Source organism: Pseudohongiella sp. SYSU M77423, assembly GCF_029911965.1.
Taxonomy (GTDB): Bacteria; Pseudomonadota; Gammaproteobacteria; order Pseudomonadales; family Pseudohongiellaceae; genus Pseudohongiella.
In genome coordinates this window covers 696056-716300 of sequence record NZ_JARYTH010000002.1, presented here as the reverse complement: position 1 = coordinate 716300, position 20245 = coordinate 696056, and the positions used below count along the sequence as shown (strand labels likewise).

Below are 20245 nucleotides of genomic sequence, written 5' to 3'. Positions count from 1 at the left end.
ACCGGTGCTTATGAATTTCAGGAGTAATTATGAAGCAAGTGTACATCCCGGTTTTAACTGTATTGGGCACCGTAGCGGTCATTGGAATCGCCTGGATGAATCTGGATCTGCCTAATCAATCACGCGTTCATGCCTGCATTGGCGACTGTTATGAACAGTATGTAGCAGACAACGGTAACATTCTCGATCAGCAGCGTGCTGCCGCTGAGGCGGCTGCCTCAGCCAGTCCAGCAGAGCTTGGTGCGGCTACCTACGCCAGCTGTGCCGCCTGTCACGGCGCCAATGGCGGCGGTGGCATTGGCCCGACTCTGGCTGGTCGCAGCCCGGACTTCATCGTAGAGGCGCTGACAGCCTATAAAAACCGGGAAGAGCGTGGTCCACAAAGTGCAATGATGTACGCGACGGCGGCAGCACTGACCGACGACGAAATGCAGAATCTGGCAGCTTACATCGGGACACTGTAAGTCTGATAAATGCCGGGCGCGATAGCCGTCTGCAGGGCAATTCTGCAGACGGCTAAGCGAAAACCCTCATACCTGTGCCGATCTCTCCCTGGCCGCAGGTCCCTTCGTTAAGCAGCTTCTCGCTATACCATCGGCAGCTCGTCGACGGTCGCAACCATGCGGCGTCGCATGGCTTCATCAGGTAGACGTCCAAGCATCGCGCCGATATTGTCTTCCATATTGCTGGGTCGACTGGTCGATGGCGTGGCGGCGGTGACCGCAGGGTGGCTGAGCACAAATTTCAGGAAGAACTGTCCCCAGGTTGACGCATCGAATTCACTGGCGTACTCAGGGACTGGCCGGTCGCCAACACGCGACCAGAGACGAGTGCGGCCAAACGGCGCGTATACCAGCACGCCTATACCGCGTTCCTGGGCCAGTGGCAGAATCGTTTCCTCAACGTCGCGGTTGTCGACGGCGTAATCGATACCGATAAAATCCAGTGGCTGGCTGCGCATGACCTCAATCAGGTGATCGTATTGTCCGGGGAAGGTAGTAGTAATACCCATGTAACGAATGCGACCAGCCTCTTTGTACTCGCGCAGAATGCCGAGCTGCGTGTCCGGGTCACCCATATTGTGAACCTGGATCAGGTCAATAACAGGTTTGGCTATGCGTTCGAAGGAGGTTTCAATCTGTTCGCGGGCAGCCTGTGGGTTTGCGCTGCCGCCATCCCGGCCGGCGACATTGACTTTGGTTGCCCAGAACAGTGAGTCATTGATACCCAGTTCCTGGGCAATCTGGCCTGCCACTTCCTCCGATGCGCCATAACCGGGAGCGGTATCAAACACACGCCCACCCAAAGAGTGCATCCGCTGCAGTACGTCCCGAACAGCGCTGATATCTTCGCTGCGTGCCACCTGTGCAAATGTGGCGGAGCTGCCCAGTCCGATGGCAGGCAGCATCTGTCCGGAAGATGGAATTGGTCGCATGATGGGTGACGCATTCTGCGCCAGCGCCAGAAAGGATGGCGATAAAGTCAGCGCCGCTCCTGCGCCAAGACTGGTACCCAGGAACTTGCGACGCGAAAGAACACGGTTATTGCTCATCAGACTACTCCGGTTTGTTTGAATGGTTGTTCAGAGACCCGCGCGAGGCAGTTTACCCAGAGGGCTTATACCGCATCAACAAAAACCGGATTGCCCGCCGGATACCAGTCAACTCCGCCGGAAGATGACACTCAGATTGTTGGCAGGCATTTCAACCGTGTCCGCCAGTTCAAGTTGATGCTGGCCTGCCAGCTGCACCACATCTTCAAGGTGCCGCACGCCCCACTGCGGATTTCTGCTTTGCAGGTCGGCATCAAACGCGGCGTTGCTGTCTGCAGTATGGCGGCCGCCACGCTGATAGGGGCCATACAGATACAGAATGCCACCAGCATTCAGCAAGGCCTCTGCATGGCGCATCAAACCCTGTGTCGCTGACCAGGGACTGATGTGAATCATGTTGATGCAGGTGATGAGGTCCAGCGCGACAGGGTCCAGTCCGGCCACTGCCAGTTGCGCTCTGGTCTGGGCAGGCTCGCCACTGATATCCAGCAGAAGTGGAGGCTGCAGCGCGTCGATGCCCTCGTGTTCGCGCCACGCGGCAATGCTCGACAGTGCATCGGGGTTGATATCGCTGGGCCACCATCGCGCAACTGGCAGTTCATGGCTGAAGAAAATGGCATGTTCGCCAGTACCCGCTGCGATCTCAAGAGCCATGTCACCAGATTTTACAAACGACTTCAGAACCTGACAGATTGGTTCGCGGTTACGCAGCGCCGATGGTGCACTCTGCCTCATGCCGGAAGCAGCGCCATAACGGCAGCCACAATGGCCCCGATGACAAGAAACAGATTGGGCAGCATGGTAAGAGCGAATCCAAGGCCACGAGTCTTGGGGTCTTTCACGTAGGCGATGGCATAAAGCTGGCGTCCGATGACAAAAATCAGGCCAAGTATGGCGGCATAAAATGCGCTGATACTGTTGGCAAACATGTAGATAGCCGGCAGAAAGATCACCAGGCTTTCCAGTGTATTCATCTGCACCCGATAGTAACGCTCAAAGGTCGGGTCGCCCTGAACTGCTGGTGCGGGCACATTGTATTTTCCCCGAGCTCGTCCAACCTGTACGCCGAAGACGATGTATTGCAGCAGTGCGACAGCGACGATCAACATTACCCATGCCATGATGGCTTCCCCTGTTGTTATGTAATGGTGGCCCGATCATAAGGTCTGGCACGGGTATTCACAAGCGCAGCTAGAGTCCAAATCGTTGGCGCAGAAATCTGGCGACACCGTCTTCATGGTGATGCCCGATGACAGCCGTGGCGGCGGCTTTGACCGGATCTTTGGCATTGCTGGTGGCGTAACTCTCATCGGCAATGGCAAACATGCTCAGATCATTGTCGCTGTCGCCAAAGCAGATAACCCGGGAGGCGCCCAGTTGCTCACGCAGTGCAGCAATTGCTGCCCCTTTGCTGGCCTCGCTGTGGTGAATGTCAATCCACTTGAGGGACTGGTCTTCCATGGCCGGTCCGGAATAGGCAACCAGCAGTGGTTCATTGGAGATGCTGTCGTTTACGAAGTCGACAGATTCATTTTGACCGATCATGTTAATGTTGGTGATCTGTACGTCGTTCGGCATGGCCTGCAATGGTTTGACCGGCGTCTCCGAGCGGGCAGCGAACACTCCCAGCAGCCTTTCCTCAACCGAGTGTCGCACTGGCGGGTGGAAAATGGCGTGCTGGTGCTGCTTGTTGATGGTATGAACAAACGGCGTCAGATCTGCCTGGTCGGCGGCCGCCAGGATGTGTCTGGCCTCAACAATGGTCAGAAAGTTGCCCAGAGAAATGCTTTCCAGACGTGGATCCCATACCAGCACACCGTTGGTATAGACATGGGGCAGTCCGAAGCCATGATCGGCGATGATATCTTTGGCCGCATGCAGGTTGCGACCGGTCGCTACCGTGTAGGCAATACCGTTGCGTTCCAGCTCGCGCAGAGTGTCGCGCGTGAACACAGATATTCTGGAAGAATTATCCAGCAGCGTACCATCGAGATCAAAAACGAACAGTTCCATAGCAAATACCGGGCTGCGGCCCACCAAGGACTCGCAAAACGATGATTGTAACAAAGCTCGCTGGATTTATCTGCCGCGCAGGGCTACGCTTTCTGGCAGTACCGGCAGATCAACAATGACAACTCAGGAGCCAGAACAATGAAACAGCTCAGTGCAGTGCTATTCCTATTCGCAAGTGCGGTTGTTAGTGCCCAGACACCGGCGCTGCCGGCCAATGTGCAGGGGCGTGTTGATGCCGTCATGCCGCAGGTAGTCGACTGGCGCCGCGACTTCCATCAGCATCCTGAACTTGGCAATCGTGAGTTCAGGACCGCTGGTGTGATCGCATCACATCTGGAATCACTGGGGATGGAGGTCACCACTGGCGTGGCACACACGGGTGTCGTTGGTATTCTGCACGGTGGTCGACCCGGGCCCGTGGTTGCGCTGCGTGCGGACATGGATGCGTTGCCTGTGGAAGAGCAGGTGAATCTGCCGTTTGCCTCACAGGTGCGCACCGAATACAACGGTCAGGATGTCGGAGTGATGCATGCCTGTGGTCATGATAATCACATGGCCATCTTGATGGGTACAGCCTCCGTGCTTGCGGGTATGCGTGATGAGCTGCCCGGTACCGTTATGTTCATCTTTCAGCCAGCCGAGGAAGGCGCTCCCGAAGGCGAGGAGGGTGGTGCCGAACTGATGCTGAAAGAAGGCCTTTTCGACGAGTTGCGCCCTGATGCCGTGTTCGGCCTGCATGTCTGGCCGATTCCGGCAGGACAGATTGCGGTTCGTGAAGGTGGCACCATGGCATCCAGCGACTCCTTCCGGATTCGGGTGCAGGGGCAGCAGACTCACGGCGCAGCCCCATGGGCGGGCATCGACCCGATTGTGATTGCCTCGCAGATCGTACTGGGCCTGCAGACGATTCCCAGTCGCCAGCTGGATGCCACGCTGACGCCATCGATTGTGACCGTGGGGGCCATTAATGGCGGTCTGCGCAGCAACATCATCCCGGATTCAGTAGAAATGATCGGCACACTTCGTACCTTTGATGCCGAGACACGCCGTCAGATCCATCAGCGTGTGGAGCGAACGGCCAAACAGATTGCAGAAAGTGCTGGAGCAAGTGCTGAGGTCGATATTTCGCTGGGTTATCCAGTTACCAATAACGATCCGGCCCTGACACGGCGCATGTCGTCGACACTGCAGCGTGTAGCGGGTGAACGATTTGCCGAGGCATCACTGATTACTGGCGCGGAGGATTTCTCCTACTATGCCAATGAGGTGCCAGGTATGTTCTTTTTCCTGGGTATTGCCGCCGATGACCCTGCCATGGTTTATCCAAATCACTCACCGTTCTTTTATGCCGATGAGCGGGCTTTGCCGGTGGGCGTGAGTGCCATGACGGCGCTGGCACTGGATTTTCTGAACGGAAATTAAGAGCAACGCACTAGCGCCGCAGCCACTGTGTTAGTTTGTGCCAGACACGCAGTGCCGGATAGACGTTGACCACGCTGTAATGAAATGGTCGCTTGACCGGTACTGAGCACTGCAGAAAATCTTCAGCTACTGGCAGTATCAGCAGGTCACGGCTGCGCATGCTGGCCACCTGCTCAGCTGTCATGGGCAAAAATGCTTTGGGCTCGGTGCCCGCCCATCGCTCTGCCAGTTGTACGGCTCGGGTTTTGTGTTTGCCCCGGTAAACGGGAACCTCTGGCAGGAACATTGCGACCGGGTGTGGCCAGATGCCCATTTTGCCAAACAGCGGAGCCGCCTGATCAGCATTGGCCGCCTCGCCTTCTACAAACTGCCAGTCTTTGGCTTTCAACCTTCCCGCATGGGCGATGACGCCGTCCACATAGCTCAGGTCGCGCTGTGTCTTCTTCTCGGGCTGATGACGGAAATACACAGGAAAATTGTCTGCCAGCTGTGTGATGCGTCGGTCGCGTCGATGGCGCCGGCCACGCAAAAACATGGGGTGCAGAAACGCAGCATCCGGGTACTGCGCAAAAAACGCCTCGATGTAGTCCTGATCCTGTTGATCGATATCACGGACCACCTGCATATCATCCTGAATAAAAAACACCAGCTCGCTGCGGCTGTTGTCCAGGGCCAATTGCATATTATTGTAGAGGCCACCATGTCGTGCGCCGTCCTTGACCTGACCCAGCATGAGCTCAACACCGGGCGGTAAAGCCGACAGATAAGCTTGTGTGTCCGGACAGGTGCTGCGATCATCGACAATACAGATGCGGCTGTCTGGTGCGTGTCGCAACAGCGAATCGACACAGTTTTTAAGGAAGTCGCCGCGATTGTAGGAAAATACAAAAATGTCCATGCAGGTCCAGTGATTGGCAGTGATTTTAGGCTGCGGCCATTTTACGGTGAATGGCGCCTAATTGCAGTCCTGCATGAGTAAATACAGGAGTGTTGCATGCTGAAGTGGGACCATCCCGCGCCTTTTATGCACGAATTGACGGTTACCCGTGCCGATATTGATGAGCTCGGGCATGTCAATAACGCAGCCTATGTGCGCTGGCTGGAAGCCTGTGCCTGGCGTCACTCCGAGTCACTGGGTCTGTCATTGGCAGAATATCGCGATCTGGATCGCGCCATGGTCGTGTTGCGTCACGAAATCGATTATCTGGCGGCGGCATACGAAGGCGACGAACTCGTGGTGGCCACCTGGATTGTAGAATCGGACGGGCGGCTGAAGCTGAGCCGGCACTTTCAGATTCAGAAAGCTGACAGGGGTGACACGCTGCTGCGTGCACGCAGTGCATTCGTGTGTATTGAGCTCAGCACTGGCAAGGCCAGGCGCATGCCGCAGGAATTCGTCAGTGGCTACGGCCAGGCGATGGTCAATATCAAAGGAGAGCCTTGATGGCATCTGGAAACAGCAGTATCACTAAATTAAGCCGCCGTGCCGCTCTGGCGGTTGGCATTGCCTGTCTGGGCTCAACGCTGGCACATGCACAATCTGCCCAGCAATTGCCGGATGGATTCAGTCTGTTATCAGAGCTGGCACCGGATATTCAGCAGGATATCCGGTATCGAGGCAACAACAATTTTCTTGGGCGTCCGGTTGCCGGCTACAGCGCCAACGAATGCGTATTGAGTACTGAAGCTGCCAATGCCCTGGCCGAGATTCAGCCACACCTTGCCGCGCTGGGTTTTGGGCTCAAGGTTTACGATTGCTATCGGCCCCAGCATGCCGTGGATGACTTTGTTGAATGGGCTCAACTGGTGTTTGATCAACGCATGAAGGCCAGCTATTACCCGGATGTGCCAAAGGCGGAATTATTTTCGCAGGGCTACATTGCCGAGCGCAGTGGTCATAGCCGCGGCAGCACGGTTGATCTGACGCTGGTACCGCTGGACAGTGAACAGCCAGAGGTCGATGCACTGGCCCGCGACTACGATTGCCGGGCACCGGTTGCCGAGCGGGTGCCGGACAACAGTCTGGATATGGGCACAGCCTATGACTGTTTCGATGCCCTGTCGCATACATTCAATCCTGCGGTAGGTGATGCGGTGCTGGCGCGCCGTCGCATGCTGGTCAATATCATGAACACCGCAGGATTCGATAATTACGATCAGGAATGGTGGCATTTCACCTTGCGGGACGAGCCCTTCCCGGAGCAATATTTCGACTTCGCGTTGCCGCAGCATACTGGCACAGAACAATAATCAATAACCACAGAATCGGACGCAAAGATATGAATAAACTTATTTCTGCCCTTGGCATTGTCATCACGACCCTGAGCGCACAATCGGCGCTGGCCCAATCGACCTACATCCATGCCGGCAGCCTGTGGGATGGCAGTGGTGCAGATGCTCGCCAGCAGGTCACACTTATCGTGCAGGACGGACGCATCAACGCCATCGAAAACGGGTACCTGCAGCCGGGCGCCAATGACACACTGATTGATCTGTCTGAGCGCACGGTGCTGCCCGGGCTCATTGACCTGCATGTGCATATCGAAAGTGAAACCAGCCCGACTCAGGGACTTAATCGATTCACCAAAAACCCGGCAGATATTGCCTTCGACGCGGCGGTGAATGCACGCAAGACTTTACGCGCGGGCTTTACAACAATTCGTGAGCTGGGTGGCAGCGGTGTCAATATCGCTTTGCGCGATGCCATCAATCAGGGCAAAACCGAGGGTCCACGCATCATCACCGTCGGTAAAAGCCTGGCTACTACCGGTGGTCACGCTGATCCGACCAATGGCTGGCGCGATGACCTGATGGGTCATCCCGGACCGGGAGAAGGTGTGATCAACAGTGCTGAAGATGCCCGTGAAGCGGTTCGCCAGCAATATAAAAATGGCGCCGATCACATCAAGATTACCGCGACAGGCGGTGTATTGAGCGTGGCGGCCTCAGGTCAGAATCCGCAGTTCATGGAAGACGAACTGGAAGCGGTGGTTGCCACTGCCCGCGATTACGGTATGCATGTCGCGGCGCACGCGCATGGCAAAGAGGGCATGCTGCGCGCCATTCGGGCTGGCGTGCATACCATCGAGCATGGCACCTATATGGACGAGGAGGTCATGGCGGCCATGGTTGAGCATGGCACCTGGTATATTCCGACGATTTCGGCGGGCAAATATGTAGCCGAACAGGCGGAGATTGAGGGGTACTACCATCCGCTGGTGGTGCCAAAAGCACGTGAAATTGGCCCGCTGATTCAGGGCACCTTTGCGCGTGCTTATGAGTATGGAGTCAATATTGCCTTCGGTACCGATGCCAGTGTGTTCCCGCATGCAACCAATGCCATCGAGTTTCAGTACATGGTCGAGGCGGGCATGCCTGCCCGCGAAGCACTGTTGAGTGCAACCTCAGTCGCAGCTGGCGTGCTGGGTCTGGAGAATGAGATAGGTACGCTTAAACCCGGTATGAGCGCCGACCTGATTGCGGTCGATGGCGACCCGCTCAGCGACGTGACTGTGCTGCAGCAGGTCGACTGGGTTATGAAACAGGGTCAGGTCTACGACTGACCTTGCGTGCGCCGGTCATTCTTCCATCAGTTCAATGATGGCAGGGACCGGCGCATTGCCGTAACTCAAAAATTCGTTGTGGAATGCCTTCAGATCAAAGTCGTCACCCTGACGCTCCTTGACGCGTTCACGATAATCGTAAATCTCAGCATAACCAGTAAAGTAAGAGGTCAACTGAACCTGTGACAGCCGGATACGGCGCCATTTGTTCTCTGCTTCAGTCTGCTCCTGGAAAGCCTCATTCAGCATCATGTCCATGGCTTCGTCTTCAGTCATGCCCAGTACATGCACGGCATAATCCATGATGGCATTGGTGACGACGCGCAGGTTCCATTTGCCGTACATCAGCCACATCTCCGGCTCCTGATTGCCCCAGCCTTCCTCCAGCATCATGCGCTCGGAATACACGGCCCAGCCTTCTATCATGGCGCCATTGCGCAGCAGGCTTTTGATCAGGCCGGACGACTTGTTACCGTGCACGAGCTGCGTGTAATGACCTGGCACAGCTTCGTGAATGTTCAGAATCTGCAGCACCCAGTGGTTGTATTCGCGCAGATAGCTTGCCGCCTGTTCTTCGGTGTAACCATCCAGTGGCGTGACGTTGTAGTAAGTGTCTGCGGTCGGGTTGAATGGACCCGGCGCGCTGACAGAGGCGCCGGCACCACTGCCGCGCATGTACTCCGGTGTCTCCCGCACAACCAGGGGACGGCTGGGATCCTGATCCAGCAGGTCGTTCTCAGCCACAAACGCGGTCAGTTCCGGAATCTGCCGGCGGATTTCCGCAAAGAACTCGTCTCTGGCGACATGTCGGTCAGACAGCAGATCAACGAGCATGCCTATGCGCTGCAATCTGTCGTCAGGCATTGCCGTATCGGGGAAGTAGCTTGTCCAAAGCTCGCGTGTGATCGCGTCCATGTCGTCATGCAGTCGCTCTTTTTCGGCGAGGGCCCGCTCGTACATTTCACGCGCGGTGAAACCGGATTGTATATCGTAGCGAAATTTTTCTTCGTAAAGTTCGGCGCCGATGCGAAAACCGCGAGCCTCCGCATTGTCTGTCAGCAATTGCTGCAGCTGTTCCAGTTCGGTAATAAAGCCGTCCACCGTTTCCAGCGCCTGCACCCGAAGCTGTTCAAATCTGTCCTTTTCAGCCTGTTCCAGATTGGCTGCCATGACACGCTCACGCAGTGACTCACCCAGCAGATTGCGGGTGCCCTGATTCTGCGTAATAGCCAGTTCGGTGTGGGGCAGCGTCGGATCACTGATATTGGCGCGGGCGGCCCTGTAGTACTCGGGCACCTGCTCCAGTCGCGCCATTATCGTACGCAGACGCTCCTCTTCCGGGGCGTATGGCGTCGTGAGTATCAGGCCGATCGGACCCGCAACATTGTAGCTGGAGGGATCCCATTGCCAGTCACGAAACGCTGTCAGATACCACTGCATTGACTCCAGTTCATTGCGCAGCAGAGCCTGGTCAATGCGCTCGGAGGCGGTCAGTGTATCCACAGGGTACTCCGCCAGCTGCGCCAGTGCCTGTTCAGCAAAAGCCACGTCATCGGCGAAGCGCGCAGGCGTCGGCAAGGTCACCAGATGCGCATTGTCGTAGCGCCCGGCGTACAGAGCCCACTCTGGGTTGCGCTCCAGCATTTTCATCATTAAAGACTCGCTGAATTGGCTGAATGACGCATTGTCAGCGTCACCGGGTTGCGCGACGCTCAGTGCACTGTATGCCAGCAGGATTGCAGCCAGGGTAATGGAACGCATAAGGGGGTCTCCGTAGGCCAGAAGTCGAGAGTCGATGGATTCCGAGAATAACACAACAGTATGAATCACGGACGCTGTCGCATCAGGTGATGCAATTGAGGGCAAGGATTTTCCAGCTTCGTATAGGACTGCCCGCATGTTTTGGTTATGATCAAAGGCATGAGCACTCACGCACCTGACAGCAAATCCCGCGAATCAGCCCGGCGCGAGCCCACGCTGGATGGGCGGCGAATTGGCCTGAGCGAACTGAACCTTGGTGTTGAACCGAAGCGGGGGCGATGGCAGCGATGGCTGTACGCGTTCTCGCAGTTTCTGGCGGGTATGTACACTGGTGAAAGCTGTGCGGGAACGCCGCACAGCGAGCGCAGCACTTTCCGTCGTGATAAAGACAATGCACAGGCAGAGCCTGAGTCTGAAGACTCCGCCCGCGACAAACGACTCTGATATCCGAACGACGCAGTCAATAAACTGATTTAACAGTGATTTTTTACAAGCGCGGAATAAGCAGAACAACAGGAGCACATCAAAATGAGTCTTACGATACTGGTACGGGCGCTGGGACTTGCGGCGTTATGCCTGACGGTGACAAGTGTCGCGCAGGAAACCGCCACCCCCAATGGCGTGGTCGATAATCGACGATCCGCCATCGCCTTGAGCGGGGTGACAGTGTATGTGGGCGAGGGTGAGTACCGACCGGATGCGGCAGTGCTGATACGTGATGGCTCCATCGTTGAAGTCACCAGCGAAGATGACATACCGGAAGACTATTTTGTGATGCCACTGCCCGGTCGCTACGTCTATCCCGGGTTTATCGACCTGTACAGTGGTTATGGTTTGCCAGCGCCGGCTCGGCCAGCCGGAGGTGGCGGTGCCGAAGTGGTTGAATCCGGCCCCCGTGCGCTGAATGTCAACGATGCCATCAAATCGCACTACCGAGCAGTCATGGCGTTCGAACCGGCACGTGACGACCAGATTCCGCTGCGCCGGCAGGGGTTCACGACGGTAGCCAGCTTTATGGCCGATGGCATTGCCCGTGGTACTTCCGTTCTGGTCAATCTAGACCACAGTAACGCCAATGAAGCCGTCCTCGCGTCTGATGTGGCGGCCTACTACTCACTGAATAAAGGCAGCTCCAGGCAGACCGTACCCGTCTCGCTGATGGGTGCCATAGCACTGCTGCGTCAAACTTACCTGGATGCTGAGTGGTACGCTCAGCATGATCCACGCCCATTCGCCGATGAGTCACTGGAGGGCTGGTTGCGCACGCAGTCGCTGCCACAGATCATGGAAGTGGACGACTGGCACCAGGCACTCGCCGTGCACCGTGTTGCTGAAGAATTTTCCACCCGGTATATCCTTAAGGTAGGCACTGACGCCTATCAGCAGGCTGCCCGACTGGCAGCCACCGGGGCACCACTTATTGTCTCTGTCGACTATCCGGAAACACCGGAGGTCGCCGATCCTTTTACAGCGGATGATGTGTCATTCACAGAGCTCAAGCACTGGGAACTGGCGCCGTACAATCTGCGCCTGCTGCACGAGCAGGGCATTCAGATGGCCATTACCCGCGCCGGATCCGGTGATGAATTTATTGCCAATCTGCGCAAGGCGGTTGATGCCGGGCTGCCGGAAGAGGCGGCCATTGCTGCACTGACCAGCGTTCCTGCGGCACTTATCGGTGAACAGCAACGGCTTGGCCACATCGGCGCTGGCGCGCTGGCCAATCTTGTCGTCAGCGATGGGCCGTTGTTCGACACGGATACCCGTCTGCTTGAGACCTGGGTAGCCGGCTCGCGCTATGTGGTATCCGAGCCATTGACCGAACAGGAAGGTCGATATCAACTGGCAACGCAGTCAACGACAGTGGATCTGGCGCTGCGTCTGGCTGATGGTCGTCTGCGCACACAGGTGCTGGACGGCAGCAGCGACACGGCACTGGAAGGTGCAAGCGCCAGTGTCACGATTGCACAGGATCTCATCAATCTGACGCTGCGCATGCCCGGTGAAGAACAGACCCTGCGTCTGAGTGGCTGGCCGACCCAGGATGGCTGGGAAGGCAGCGGCTGGACGCTGGCGCGTACCGGACAGTTGCCGGCCAGCGAGGAGACTGATGCTGCTGAAGAAGCGGAGATGTCGACAGAGCTGCCTTCGCCGGTTATCTACCCCTTTGCTGCCTATGGCAGCGAGACTGTGCCGACCCAGCAGGCAACGCTGATACGAGGTGCAACAGTCTGGACCAACGAAGATGCTGGCACGCTGATAACCGATGTATTGCTGCGGGATGGACGTATCGCGGCGGTAGGTGAAAACCTGCAGGCCGGTGATGCGGTAGTGGTTGATGGAACCGGCATGCACCTGACGCCTGGCATCATAGATGAACATACCCACATCGCTTTGTTCGGAATCAACGAAGTGGCGACCAATTCAAGCATGGTGCGCATGACAGACGTCGTGGATTCCCAGGATGTAAACATCTATCGCAATCTGGCAGGTGGCGTGGTGGCGGCGCAGCAGCTGCATGGCTCTGCCAACCCGATTGGCGGGCAGTCCTCACTGATCAAAATGCGTTGGGGCGGAACACCTGAGGAATTGCAGATTGAAGATGCACCGGGATTCATAAAGTTCGCACTGGGTGAAAACGTCAAGCGCAGCACCAACCCAGCGTCCATTCGTTACCCGCAGACCCGCATGGGCGTGGAGCAGGTTTTTGCCAATGCATTCAGCCAGGCACGTGAGTATGAATCGCGCTGGCAGCAGTGGAACGCGCTGTCCAACAGTGCACGCCGGGATGCCATCCGGCCGCGCCGCGATCTTGTTGATGAAACCATGTTGGAAGTTTTAAACGGCGAACGTTACGTGACGGCGCACTCCTATGTGCAGTCGGAAATCAACATGCTGATCCATATTGCGGACAACTTTGACTTCACCATCAATACCTTCACGCATATTCTGGAGGGCTACAAAGTGGCCGACAAGATGGCTGCACATGGTGCCGGAGGTTCCACTTTCTCGGACTGGTGGGCCTACAAGTGGGAAGTGCGTTATGCGATTCCCTACAACGCCGCACTGATGCAGCAGGCCGGAGTAGTAGTTGCCCTGAATTCCGATGATGCCGAAATGTCCCGGCGCCTGAATCAGGAGGCTGGCAAGATGGTCAAGTATGGCGGTGTCAGTGAGTCTGATGCATTAAAGATGATTACGTTGAACCCAGCCAGGCTGCTTCATCTGGATGATCGGATGGGCAGTATCCGCGTAGGCAAGGATGCCGATGTTGTGTTGTGGGATCAGCATCCATTGTCCGTCTACGCGCAGGCGCAGACTACCTGGGTTGATGGCATCCCGTATTTCGACCGCGAACGTGACCGCGAGCTGCGTCAGTACATGGCCAGCGAACGAGAGCGCATCATCAATGTCATCTTGAGTGAACAGGAGTAATCGCATGAAAATCATAAACAGAGTAGTGCGCGTTGTACCTGTTGTGCTGGCCGTTTCAATGCTGCAGGCGATTGTTCCGCGGCCGGCCCCGGACCAGTCAGAGCCCATAGCCATCACCGGTGCTGTCATACATGTGGGAGATGGCACGGTGATCGAGGACGGCGTACTAGCCTTTGACCAGGGAGTCATCACCTACGTTGGTACTGATGCCAACAGTCCGGCATTTTTTAATCACCAGGTGATAGATGTAGAGGGGCGTCATATTTATCCCGGCTTTATTTTGCCTAACACGTCTCTGGGCCTGTCCGAGGTCAGCAATATCCGGGCAACCAATGATGTGGTGGAAACAGGGGATATCAATGCCAGCGTTCGTTCGGCAATTGCTTACAACACCGACTCAGAGTTGATTCCGACATTTCGTTTTAATGGCATCCTGACTGCACAGATTACGCCACAGGGCGGTCTGGTTTCAGGCAGCTCCAGCGTAATGAAACTTGATGGCTGGAACTGGGAGGACACATTGCTCTCTGCTGATGGCGCCATGCATATGCACTGGCCCGCACGAACCCGGCGTCAGCGTAATGAAATCTCCGGTCAGTTCGAAACCGTGGACAACGAGGACTACGCCAATCAGGTACAAGTGTTGCACGCACTGTTTCAGGATGCGATCACCTACACAGGTTCGCCGGTGAATCTGAATCTGGCCGCCATGCAGAATGTTCTGTCTGGCGAGGCGAAACTGTTCATTCACGCCAACGACGCACGTGACATCGTCAACAGTGTTCAATTCGCCAGGGACTACGAAGTGCCAGAAATTGTCATCGTTGGTGGCCGCGATGCCATGAAGGTCAAGGATCTGTTGCTGCAGGAATCGGTGGCAGTGATCTACGAGTCAGTACATGGTTTGCCCGCGCAGTCCTGGTACGACGTTGACGAGCCTTTCAAGGTCCCATTCCAGTTGCACGACGCCGGTATTCTGGTGGGTATTGGTGGTGGCGAAACAGCTCTGGATTCGCAGCGCAACCTGCCTTTCTTTGCCGGAACCGCCGCCAGCTATGGGTTGGACAGGGAAACCGCACTGGCCATGATCACGGAGCACAATGCGCGAATTCTTGATGTAGATGACCGCGTGGGCACGCTGGTCGTGGGCAAAGATGCAACGTTTTTCATCGCGGCTGGTGACGCGCTGGATATGCGCACCAATCAGCTTGATGAGGCCTTTATTCAGGGCAGGTTACTGGAGCTGCAGGGCATGCAGCAGGAGCTGTACGAGCGGTTCTACGAACGCTACGCAGGTCAGCCTATCGAGTAATCAGTGGTTCATCGGTGCAGCAAGAGAGGCGCAGTCTCCACGCTGCACGGAATAATTGATCAGGACAGGCCGTCAACAGATTAGCGTCTGAAGGAAGGGCGTGGCTCCATGGAGGTAGCGGTTGTTTATTACAATACTGGCATGGTTGATGTTTGGCCTGTCCATTCTGTTGTGTCTGGTTTCCACACTGGGTCGCTTGTCACATTATGAGTGGTGGATTCGCGCCTGCGAGTTTCCCCGCGTGCAGATCGCTGCTGTGGCGTGCATCCTGGTGGTCGGCGGCCTGTTGCTGGACAGCACCCAAACGCTGGCGGGTGTGGCGTTGTCGCAATGGACATGGGCGCTTGGCCTGATTGTGATGATCTATCAACTGTCGCGCATTCTGCCCTGGACAAGGTGGTGGCCTACTCAAATGGAGGACGCTAATGGAAAAGTGTCTGGCGAGCACTGCGTAACACTGCTGGTCGCAAATGTGCTGACGCCCAATCGCAATAGTGAAGGCCTGATCAATCAGGTGAAGCAGCATCAACCCGACATTCTGCTGGTGGTAGAGTCTGATCTGTGGTGGCAGTCGAAGCTCGATGAAGCATTCGGCGACTGGCACTCGATTGTCCGTGTTCCCCAGGACAATCTGTACGGTATGCATCTTTACTCCAGGCTGCCGCTGGAAGACGCCAAAGTTCATTACCTGATTGAAGATGACATTCCGTCGATTCGGGCCTGGGTAAAACTGCCGGGTGGCAAACGCGTGCGCTTCTACGCGCTGCATCCCCGGCCGCCGGCGCCCAATGAAAGTGAGGAGTCATTGTGTCGTGATTCCGAGCTGTTGCTGGTGGGTCAGCAGGTTTATCGCGACAAGGAGCCGGCGATAGTTGCCGGTGATCTCAACGATGTCGCCTGGTCGCGAACCACACGGCTGTTTCGCCGCACCAGTGGCATGCTTGATCCACGGCGGGGCAGGGGCATGTTCAATACATTCCACGCTGGGTACTGGTTCATGCGCTGGCCCCTCGATCATGTGTTCTGCACCGAACACTTTCTGCACAAGCGCATGCAGCGACTGGACTACTTCGGGTCTGATCATTTCCCGATCCTGGCGACTCTGTGCTTCCGTCCATCCGAGTCAGATCGTAATGACAAACCCAGTGCGAATGGCGAAGAGCGTGACGAAGCCCGCGAAATTATCGATGATGGCAAACAGCTCAGGAAAAGTCGTGGACTGGGCGATTCAGCCCTCGGGTAATACTTCTGACAGGTAGTGCGGACTGAACCCTGCAAACGTTTCGAGTCGTTCCAGATCCGGGATATGAGTTGGACTTTAGTATGTCGCCATGATCCGGCTGAATGAGCGATAGTTGACATGGATCAATGCTTGCGGCACGGTGTCCGATACAATGGCGTGGATAACTTCTTGGCAGGCTGGTTGTGTCCAATATGCAAGGAACCGTCCCTACAATGTTGCCGCTGCGTGCTCTGGTTATGCCCAGAGAAACCTGTCGGCAGCTTTCATCGAGTGAGCCAGGCGCACTCACGATTCTTTTTCGTTATGCGATCTGGCTGTTGCTGATGCCGCCTGTATTTGCCTGGCTGGGCGCCTACCAGTTTGGCTGGCGCCTCGGTGCGGATGAACCGCTTATGCTGCCGGCATCCAGCCTGGCACTGATCAGTGCGGGGTACTTTGCTGCACTGGTGTTCGGGTTTGTATCCACGGCGCTGATCAGCCAATGGATGGCAACCACCTATGGTGCAAACCGCCACCTCGGGCGGCATTTTGCATTCGTCACAATGGTTGGCGCGCCATTGGCCTTCGCCAGTCTCGCCCATCTTTTTCCGCACGTGTTTCTCAATGTTGTCATTCTGATTCCCGCGATGATGTGGAGCATGTACCTGTTGTATTCGGGCATTGCCACGGTGCTGGAAACGGTTCCGGAGCGTGGCATGTTGATGGCGTCGGCGCTGGTGGGCTGGTTGCTGGTGGCGGCGGTGTCACTGCTGGGTTTGAGTATGTGGTTGTGGGTGGCCGGCATCGGCCCCTCATTGGGAGTTTGACCGGATGGCAGCTGTTTACGAAGAAGGTATCAGTACTCTGAAGGCTGTACAGGCAGAAATCTATCGTGACAAAGTTGTGTTGCGTCTGGTGCAGTTTTCCATTGTCTGGGCGATCGTGGCGATGGGCGCTGGGGTTTACATTTCGGCGGAGCTGTTGTGGCCCTGGCTGGATTTTGGGCAGCCCTGGCTTTCATTTGGACGTCTGCGTCCGCTACATACCAATGGCGTCATTTTCGGGTTCGGCGTTTCTGCGCTGATGGCGACGGCATTCTACAGCGTGCAACGTACCAGCCATGTGTCACTCTTTGCGCCTCGATTGGCCTGGTTCTGTTGTTACGGCTGGCAGCTGACGGTGCTGCTGGGTGGTCTTTCGCTGCTGGGTGGCTGGACATCCAGCAAGGAATACGCTGAGCTGGAATGGCCGTTTGATATCGCCATCGCGATACTGTGGGTGTCATTTGGGGTTGTGTTTTTTGGTACCCTGGCAAAACGTCGTATCCGACCCATTTACATCTCCAACTGGTTCTATGGCGGTCTGATCATCGTTATCGCCATGCTGCACATCGTCAATAACCTGGCTCTGCCGGTGACGCTGGGCAAGTCCTACTCGCTGTATGCTGGCGCGCAGGATGCCGTCGTTCAATGGTGGTACGGTCACAATGCTGTTGGCTTTTTGTTGACCGGCGGCTTTCTCGGCATGGTCTATTACTTCCTGCCCAAGCAGGCGGGTCGCCCGATCTGGAGTTATCGACTGTCCATCGTTGCTTTCTGGGCCTTTGTCTACACTTACATCTGGGCAGGCCCCCACCATCTGCATTACAGCGCCATCCCGGAATGGGTGCAGTCGCTGGGTATGGTAATGAGCATCATTCTACTGGCACCCTCGTGGGCAACCCTGATCAACGGCATCATGACCGTCAGTGGCGCCTGGCAGAAGCTGCGCACAGACCCGGCATTGAAGTTTATTGTGCTGGCTCTGGCATTCTATGGTCTGGCAACTTTCGAAGGGCCAATGATGGCAATTCGCAGTGTCAACGTGGTTAGTCATTTCACGGACTGGACCATCGGTCATGTGCACTCCGGCGCACTGGGCTGGAATGCGATGATTACCTATGGAACGTTCTATTTCCTGATACCGCGAATGGCAGGTAGAGCCCTGTACAGCACATCGCTCGCCAATCTGCATTTCTGGCTGGCTCTCGCTGGAACCATGCTCTACATCATGTCGATGTGGGCGGCTGGTGTTTCCCAGGGGCTGCTTTGGTTGAACCTGGATGAAACTGGCGAGCTGCGCTTCAATTTCACCGACATCATGGCAGGGATGGCGCCGTATTACGGACTACGCCTGCTGGCCGGCCTGATTTTTCTGCTGGGCACCTGTCTGATGGCATGGAATCTGTTCATGACCATCAGGGGGCGGGACCCGGTTGAGGTCACCGCACCCGACGTTGACCCGCTTTACGAGGTAAAACGATGACAGGCATGTCGCTCCACAAAAAGCTTGAAGAAAATACCGGACTGCTGATCTTCGGCATACTGGTTGTTTCTGCCATCGGTGGGCTGGTCCAGATTCTGCCGGTGCTAAACCAGGAGTCGCTAGAAACCCCAACCGGCAGCACAGAGCCATACTCTGCTGTGGCACTGACAGGGCGCGACATCTACATTCGGGAAGGCTGCTCTGTATGTCATACACAACAGGTCAGGCCTTTGATTGCCGAGGTTGAACGCTACGGGCCCTATTCACGGTCGGGCGAATTTGTATATGACCGTCCCTTCCTGTGGGGTTCTAAACGCACCGGACCGGATTTGCACCGCCTGGCAGGTAAATATTCCGATGACTGGCACCGTGTCCACCTTCTTGACCCCAGGTCAGTTGTTCCGGAATCGATCATGCCGGCCTACCCCTGGCTGGAAGATGCCCCGGCGTCTGGAGTGGGTGATATTCAGAAAAAGATGCAGGTCCTGCAGCGGCTGGGTCACCCTTACACGCAGGAGCAGATAGAGGCGGCCCCACAGCAACTGGAAGGGCTGACGGAGTTGGACGCGCTGGTTGCCTATCTGCAGCAGCTTGGAATTGCCGTTTCACGCGTGGAGGTGCCATGACACTTTTTATATTTGTAGGCGACATGCTGGTCATGTTTTTTATGGTGACCATGATAGTGTGGCTGACAGCGGGCGTGGGTAAATCCAGAGCACAGGAAATCAGCAGAATCCCGCTGGAGGATGAGAATTACAATGGCTGATATGCCCGGAGATTTTTGGAGTGGCTGGATCATGGTGCTGACGCTGGTGTCGGCAGCCGTGGTCGGGTGGTTGATCTGGAGCGTGTATTTTTCACCGACGCCACATGAGCCGGAAGAAGAATTAAACGAACCCGTTTGGGACGGCGATATGCGGGAGGGCAACGCCCCGGCACCCATGTGGTGGTTCTGGCTGATTCTCGGCGCCACCGTATTCTCTGTCGGTTACCTGATGCTGTATCCGGGGCTCGGCTCCTTCAGTGGCATGCTGAACTGGTCGCAGGACGCCCGGGTCAGCAATGCCTACGAGCACTATCAAAACCAGTTTCAACCAGTCCGTGAGGAGATTCTGGCCACCTCGCTTGATGATTTGCAGTCCAGCTCAGGGCGCATGAATACCGCCTCGCGCCTGTTTGCCCGTGAATGCGCAGCATGTCATGGACGTGATGCCAGCGGTCAGCTGTCAATGTTTCCTGATCTGACCGATCAGGAGTGGCAGTGGGGCGCCACTGCCGAGCAGGTGGAACAGACTCTGAGGAGTGGCCGTCGCGCTTCCATGCCTGCATGGTCAGGCGTCGTGGAAGAAAGCCAGCTAGAACCCCTGGTCGATTATGTAATGGCGATGGATGACAGCGATTCTGACCAGATGCCAGGGCGTGCGGTTTACATGACCTACTGTGTCGCCTGTCATGGCGCACAGGGAGAGGGTAATGTTCTGTTCGGCGCGCCCTCCCTGCGAGACGATGACTGGCTATACGGCGGCGACCGCGCGAGCGTGCTGGCATCCATTACCGCTGGTCGGGCGGGTGTAATGCCAGCATTTAATGATCGCCTGAATGACGCGCAGATTCGCTTACTGGTCGCATGGTTAACACGCGAGCAGTAAGCCTGCCGGATA

Annotated in this window: 20 protein-coding genes; 14 read left to right on the top strand and 6 right to left on the bottom strand. The window is 56.3% G+C overall.

What is annotated here, in order from left to right; genetic code table 11:
* Nucleotides 1–29: 29 nt before the first annotated feature.
* Nucleotides 30–464 carry a c-type cytochrome gene (locus QGM61_RS07105; RefSeq protein WP_237133648.1) on the top strand — a complete coding sequence of 145 codons (435 nt, stop codon included), beginning with the start codon at nucleotides 30–32 and terminating at the stop codon, nucleotides 462–464.
* 122 nt (nucleotides 465–586) lie between these two features.
* Here the strand turns inward: QGM61_RS07105 and QGM61_RS07100 are convergent, their stop codons facing one another.
* The 4 genes from QGM61_RS07100 to QGM61_RS07085 all read right to left on the bottom strand — a co-directional run bounded on the left by QGM61_RS07100 (nucleotide 587) and on the right by QGM61_RS07085 (nucleotide 3565).
* Complete coding sequence (locus tag QGM61_RS07100) at nucleotides 587–1552, bottom strand: aldo/keto reductase (RefSeq protein WP_281132460.1); 966 nt, start codon at nucleotides 1550–1552, stop codon at nucleotides 587–589.
* A gap of 108 nt (nucleotides 1553–1660) precedes the next feature.
* Nucleotides 1661–2287 carry a DUF938 domain-containing protein gene (locus QGM61_RS07095; RefSeq protein ID WP_237133650.1) on the bottom strand — a complete coding sequence of 209 codons (627 nt, stop codon included), beginning with the start codon at nucleotides 2285–2287 and terminating at the stop codon, nucleotides 1661–1663.
* Entirely contained in the window at nucleotides 2284–2673 is a 390-nt protein-coding gene (locus tag QGM61_RS07090; protein ID WP_237133651.1) for an MAPEG family protein, read from the bottom strand. Before QGM61_RS07090 ends, QGM61_RS07095 begins: the two co-directional genes overlap by 4 nt.
* A gap of 70 nt (nucleotides 2674–2743) precedes the next feature.
* A complete protein-coding gene (locus tag QGM61_RS07085; RefSeq protein ID WP_281132459.1) occupies nucleotides 2744–3565 on the bottom strand; it encodes an HAD family hydrolase in 822 nt (273 codons plus the stop codon).
* A gap of 138 nt (nucleotides 3566–3703) precedes the next feature.
* On the opposite strand from QGM61_RS07085, the gene QGM61_RS07080 reads away from it, so the two are divergent.
* On the top strand, nucleotides 3704–4987 hold the full coding sequence (locus tag QGM61_RS07080; RefSeq protein WP_281132458.1) for an amidohydrolase: 1284 nt from the start codon (nucleotides 3704–3706) through the stop codon (nucleotides 4985–4987).
* A 10-nt stretch (nucleotides 4988–4997) separates the two neighbouring features.
* On the opposite strand, the gene QGM61_RS07075 is transcribed toward QGM61_RS07080, so the two are convergent.
* Complete coding sequence (locus QGM61_RS07075) at nucleotides 4998–5885, bottom strand: glycosyltransferase family A protein (protein ID WP_281132457.1); 888 nt, start codon at nucleotides 5883–5885, stop codon at nucleotides 4998–5000.
* 99 nt (nucleotides 5886–5984) lie between these two features.
* On the opposite strand from QGM61_RS07075, the gene QGM61_RS07070 reads away from it, so the two are divergent.
* From QGM61_RS07070 to QGM61_RS07060, 3 genes are read left to right on the top strand one after another with little or no spacing between them, the layout of a single operon-like run.
* Nucleotides 5985–6431, top strand: coding sequence for an acyl-CoA thioesterase (locus tag QGM61_RS07070; protein WP_237134632.1), 447 nt, complete (start codon nucleotides 5985–5987; stop codon nucleotides 6429–6431).
* Nucleotides 6431–7237, top strand: a complete 807-nt coding sequence (locus QGM61_RS07065; protein ID WP_281132456.1) for a M15 family metallopeptidase — start codon at nucleotides 6431–6433, stop codon at nucleotides 7235–7237. Before QGM61_RS07070 ends, QGM61_RS07065 begins: the two co-directional genes overlap by 1 nt.
* A gap of 29 nt (nucleotides 7238–7266) precedes the next feature.
* On the top strand, nucleotides 7267–8550 hold the full coding sequence (locus tag QGM61_RS07060) for a metal-dependent hydrolase family protein (RefSeq protein ID WP_237133657.1): 1284 nt from the start codon (nucleotides 7267–7269) through the stop codon (nucleotides 8548–8550).
* A gap of 15 nt (nucleotides 8551–8565) precedes the next feature.
* Here QGM61_RS07060 and QGM61_RS07055 read toward each other — a convergent pair whose 3' ends face one another.
* Nucleotides 8566–10311 carry a DUF885 domain-containing protein gene (locus QGM61_RS07055; protein WP_281132455.1) on the bottom strand — a complete coding sequence of 582 codons (1746 nt, stop codon included), beginning with the start codon at nucleotides 10309–10311 and terminating at the stop codon, nucleotides 8566–8568.
* Between the two features lie 147 nt (nucleotides 10312–10458).
* Here QGM61_RS07055 and QGM61_RS07050 point away from each other — a divergent pair, with 147 nt between their 5' ends.
* The 9 genes from QGM61_RS07050 to ccoP all read left to right on the top strand — a co-directional run bounded on the left by QGM61_RS07050 (nucleotide 10459) and on the right by ccoP (nucleotide 20233).
* A complete protein-coding gene (locus QGM61_RS07050) occupies nucleotides 10459–10755 on the top strand; it encodes a hypothetical protein (protein ID WP_281132454.1) in 297 nt (98 codons plus the stop codon).
* Between the two features lie 84 nt (nucleotides 10756–10839).
* Nucleotides 10840–13746, top strand: a complete 2907-nt coding sequence (locus QGM61_RS07045; RefSeq protein ID WP_281132453.1) for an amidohydrolase family protein — start codon at nucleotides 10840–10842, stop codon at nucleotides 13744–13746.
* A 4-nt stretch (nucleotides 13747–13750) separates the two neighbouring features.
* Entirely contained in the window at nucleotides 13751–15058 is a 1308-nt protein-coding gene (locus QGM61_RS07040; RefSeq protein WP_281132452.1) for an amidohydrolase family protein, read from the top strand.
* A gap of 121 nt (nucleotides 15059–15179) precedes the next feature.
* Nucleotides 15180–16301 carry an endonuclease/exonuclease/phosphatase family protein gene (locus QGM61_RS07035; protein ID WP_317622148.1) on the top strand — a complete coding sequence of 374 codons (1122 nt, stop codon included), beginning with the start codon at nucleotides 15180–15182 and terminating at the stop codon, nucleotides 16299–16301.
* 212 nt (nucleotides 16302–16513) lie between these two features.
* On the top strand, nucleotides 16514–17107 hold the full coding sequence (locus tag QGM61_RS07030; RefSeq protein ID WP_237133663.1) for a Yip1 family protein: 594 nt from the start codon (nucleotides 16514–16516) through the stop codon (nucleotides 17105–17107).
* Between the two features lie 4 nt (nucleotides 17108–17111).
* Entirely contained in the window at nucleotides 17112–18584 is a 1473-nt protein-coding gene (gene ccoN / locus QGM61_RS07025) for a cytochrome-c oxidase, cbb3-type subunit I (protein WP_281132451.1), read from the top strand.
* Between the two features lie 5 nt (nucleotides 18585–18589).
* A complete protein-coding gene (ccoO, locus tag QGM61_RS07020; protein ID WP_281132557.1) occupies nucleotides 18590–19210 on the top strand; it encodes a cytochrome-c oxidase, cbb3-type subunit II in 621 nt (206 codons plus the stop codon).
* The gene (locus QGM61_RS07015) at nucleotides 19207–19350 is read left to right on the top strand and encodes a hypothetical protein (RefSeq protein WP_237133665.1); all 144 of its coding nucleotides are present in this window, start codon (nucleotides 19207–19209) and stop codon (nucleotides 19348–19350) included. Before ccoO ends, QGM61_RS07015 begins: the two co-directional genes overlap by 4 nt.
* Nucleotides 19343–20233: a cytochrome-c oxidase, cbb3-type subunit III gene (gene ccoP / locus QGM61_RS07010; RefSeq protein ID WP_281132450.1), complete on the top strand. Its 891-nt coding sequence runs from the start codon at nucleotides 19343–19345 to the stop codon at nucleotides 20231–20233. The genes QGM61_RS07015 and ccoP overlap by 8 nt, the downstream gene beginning before the upstream one ends.
* Nucleotides 20234–20245 lie beyond the last annotated feature (12 nt).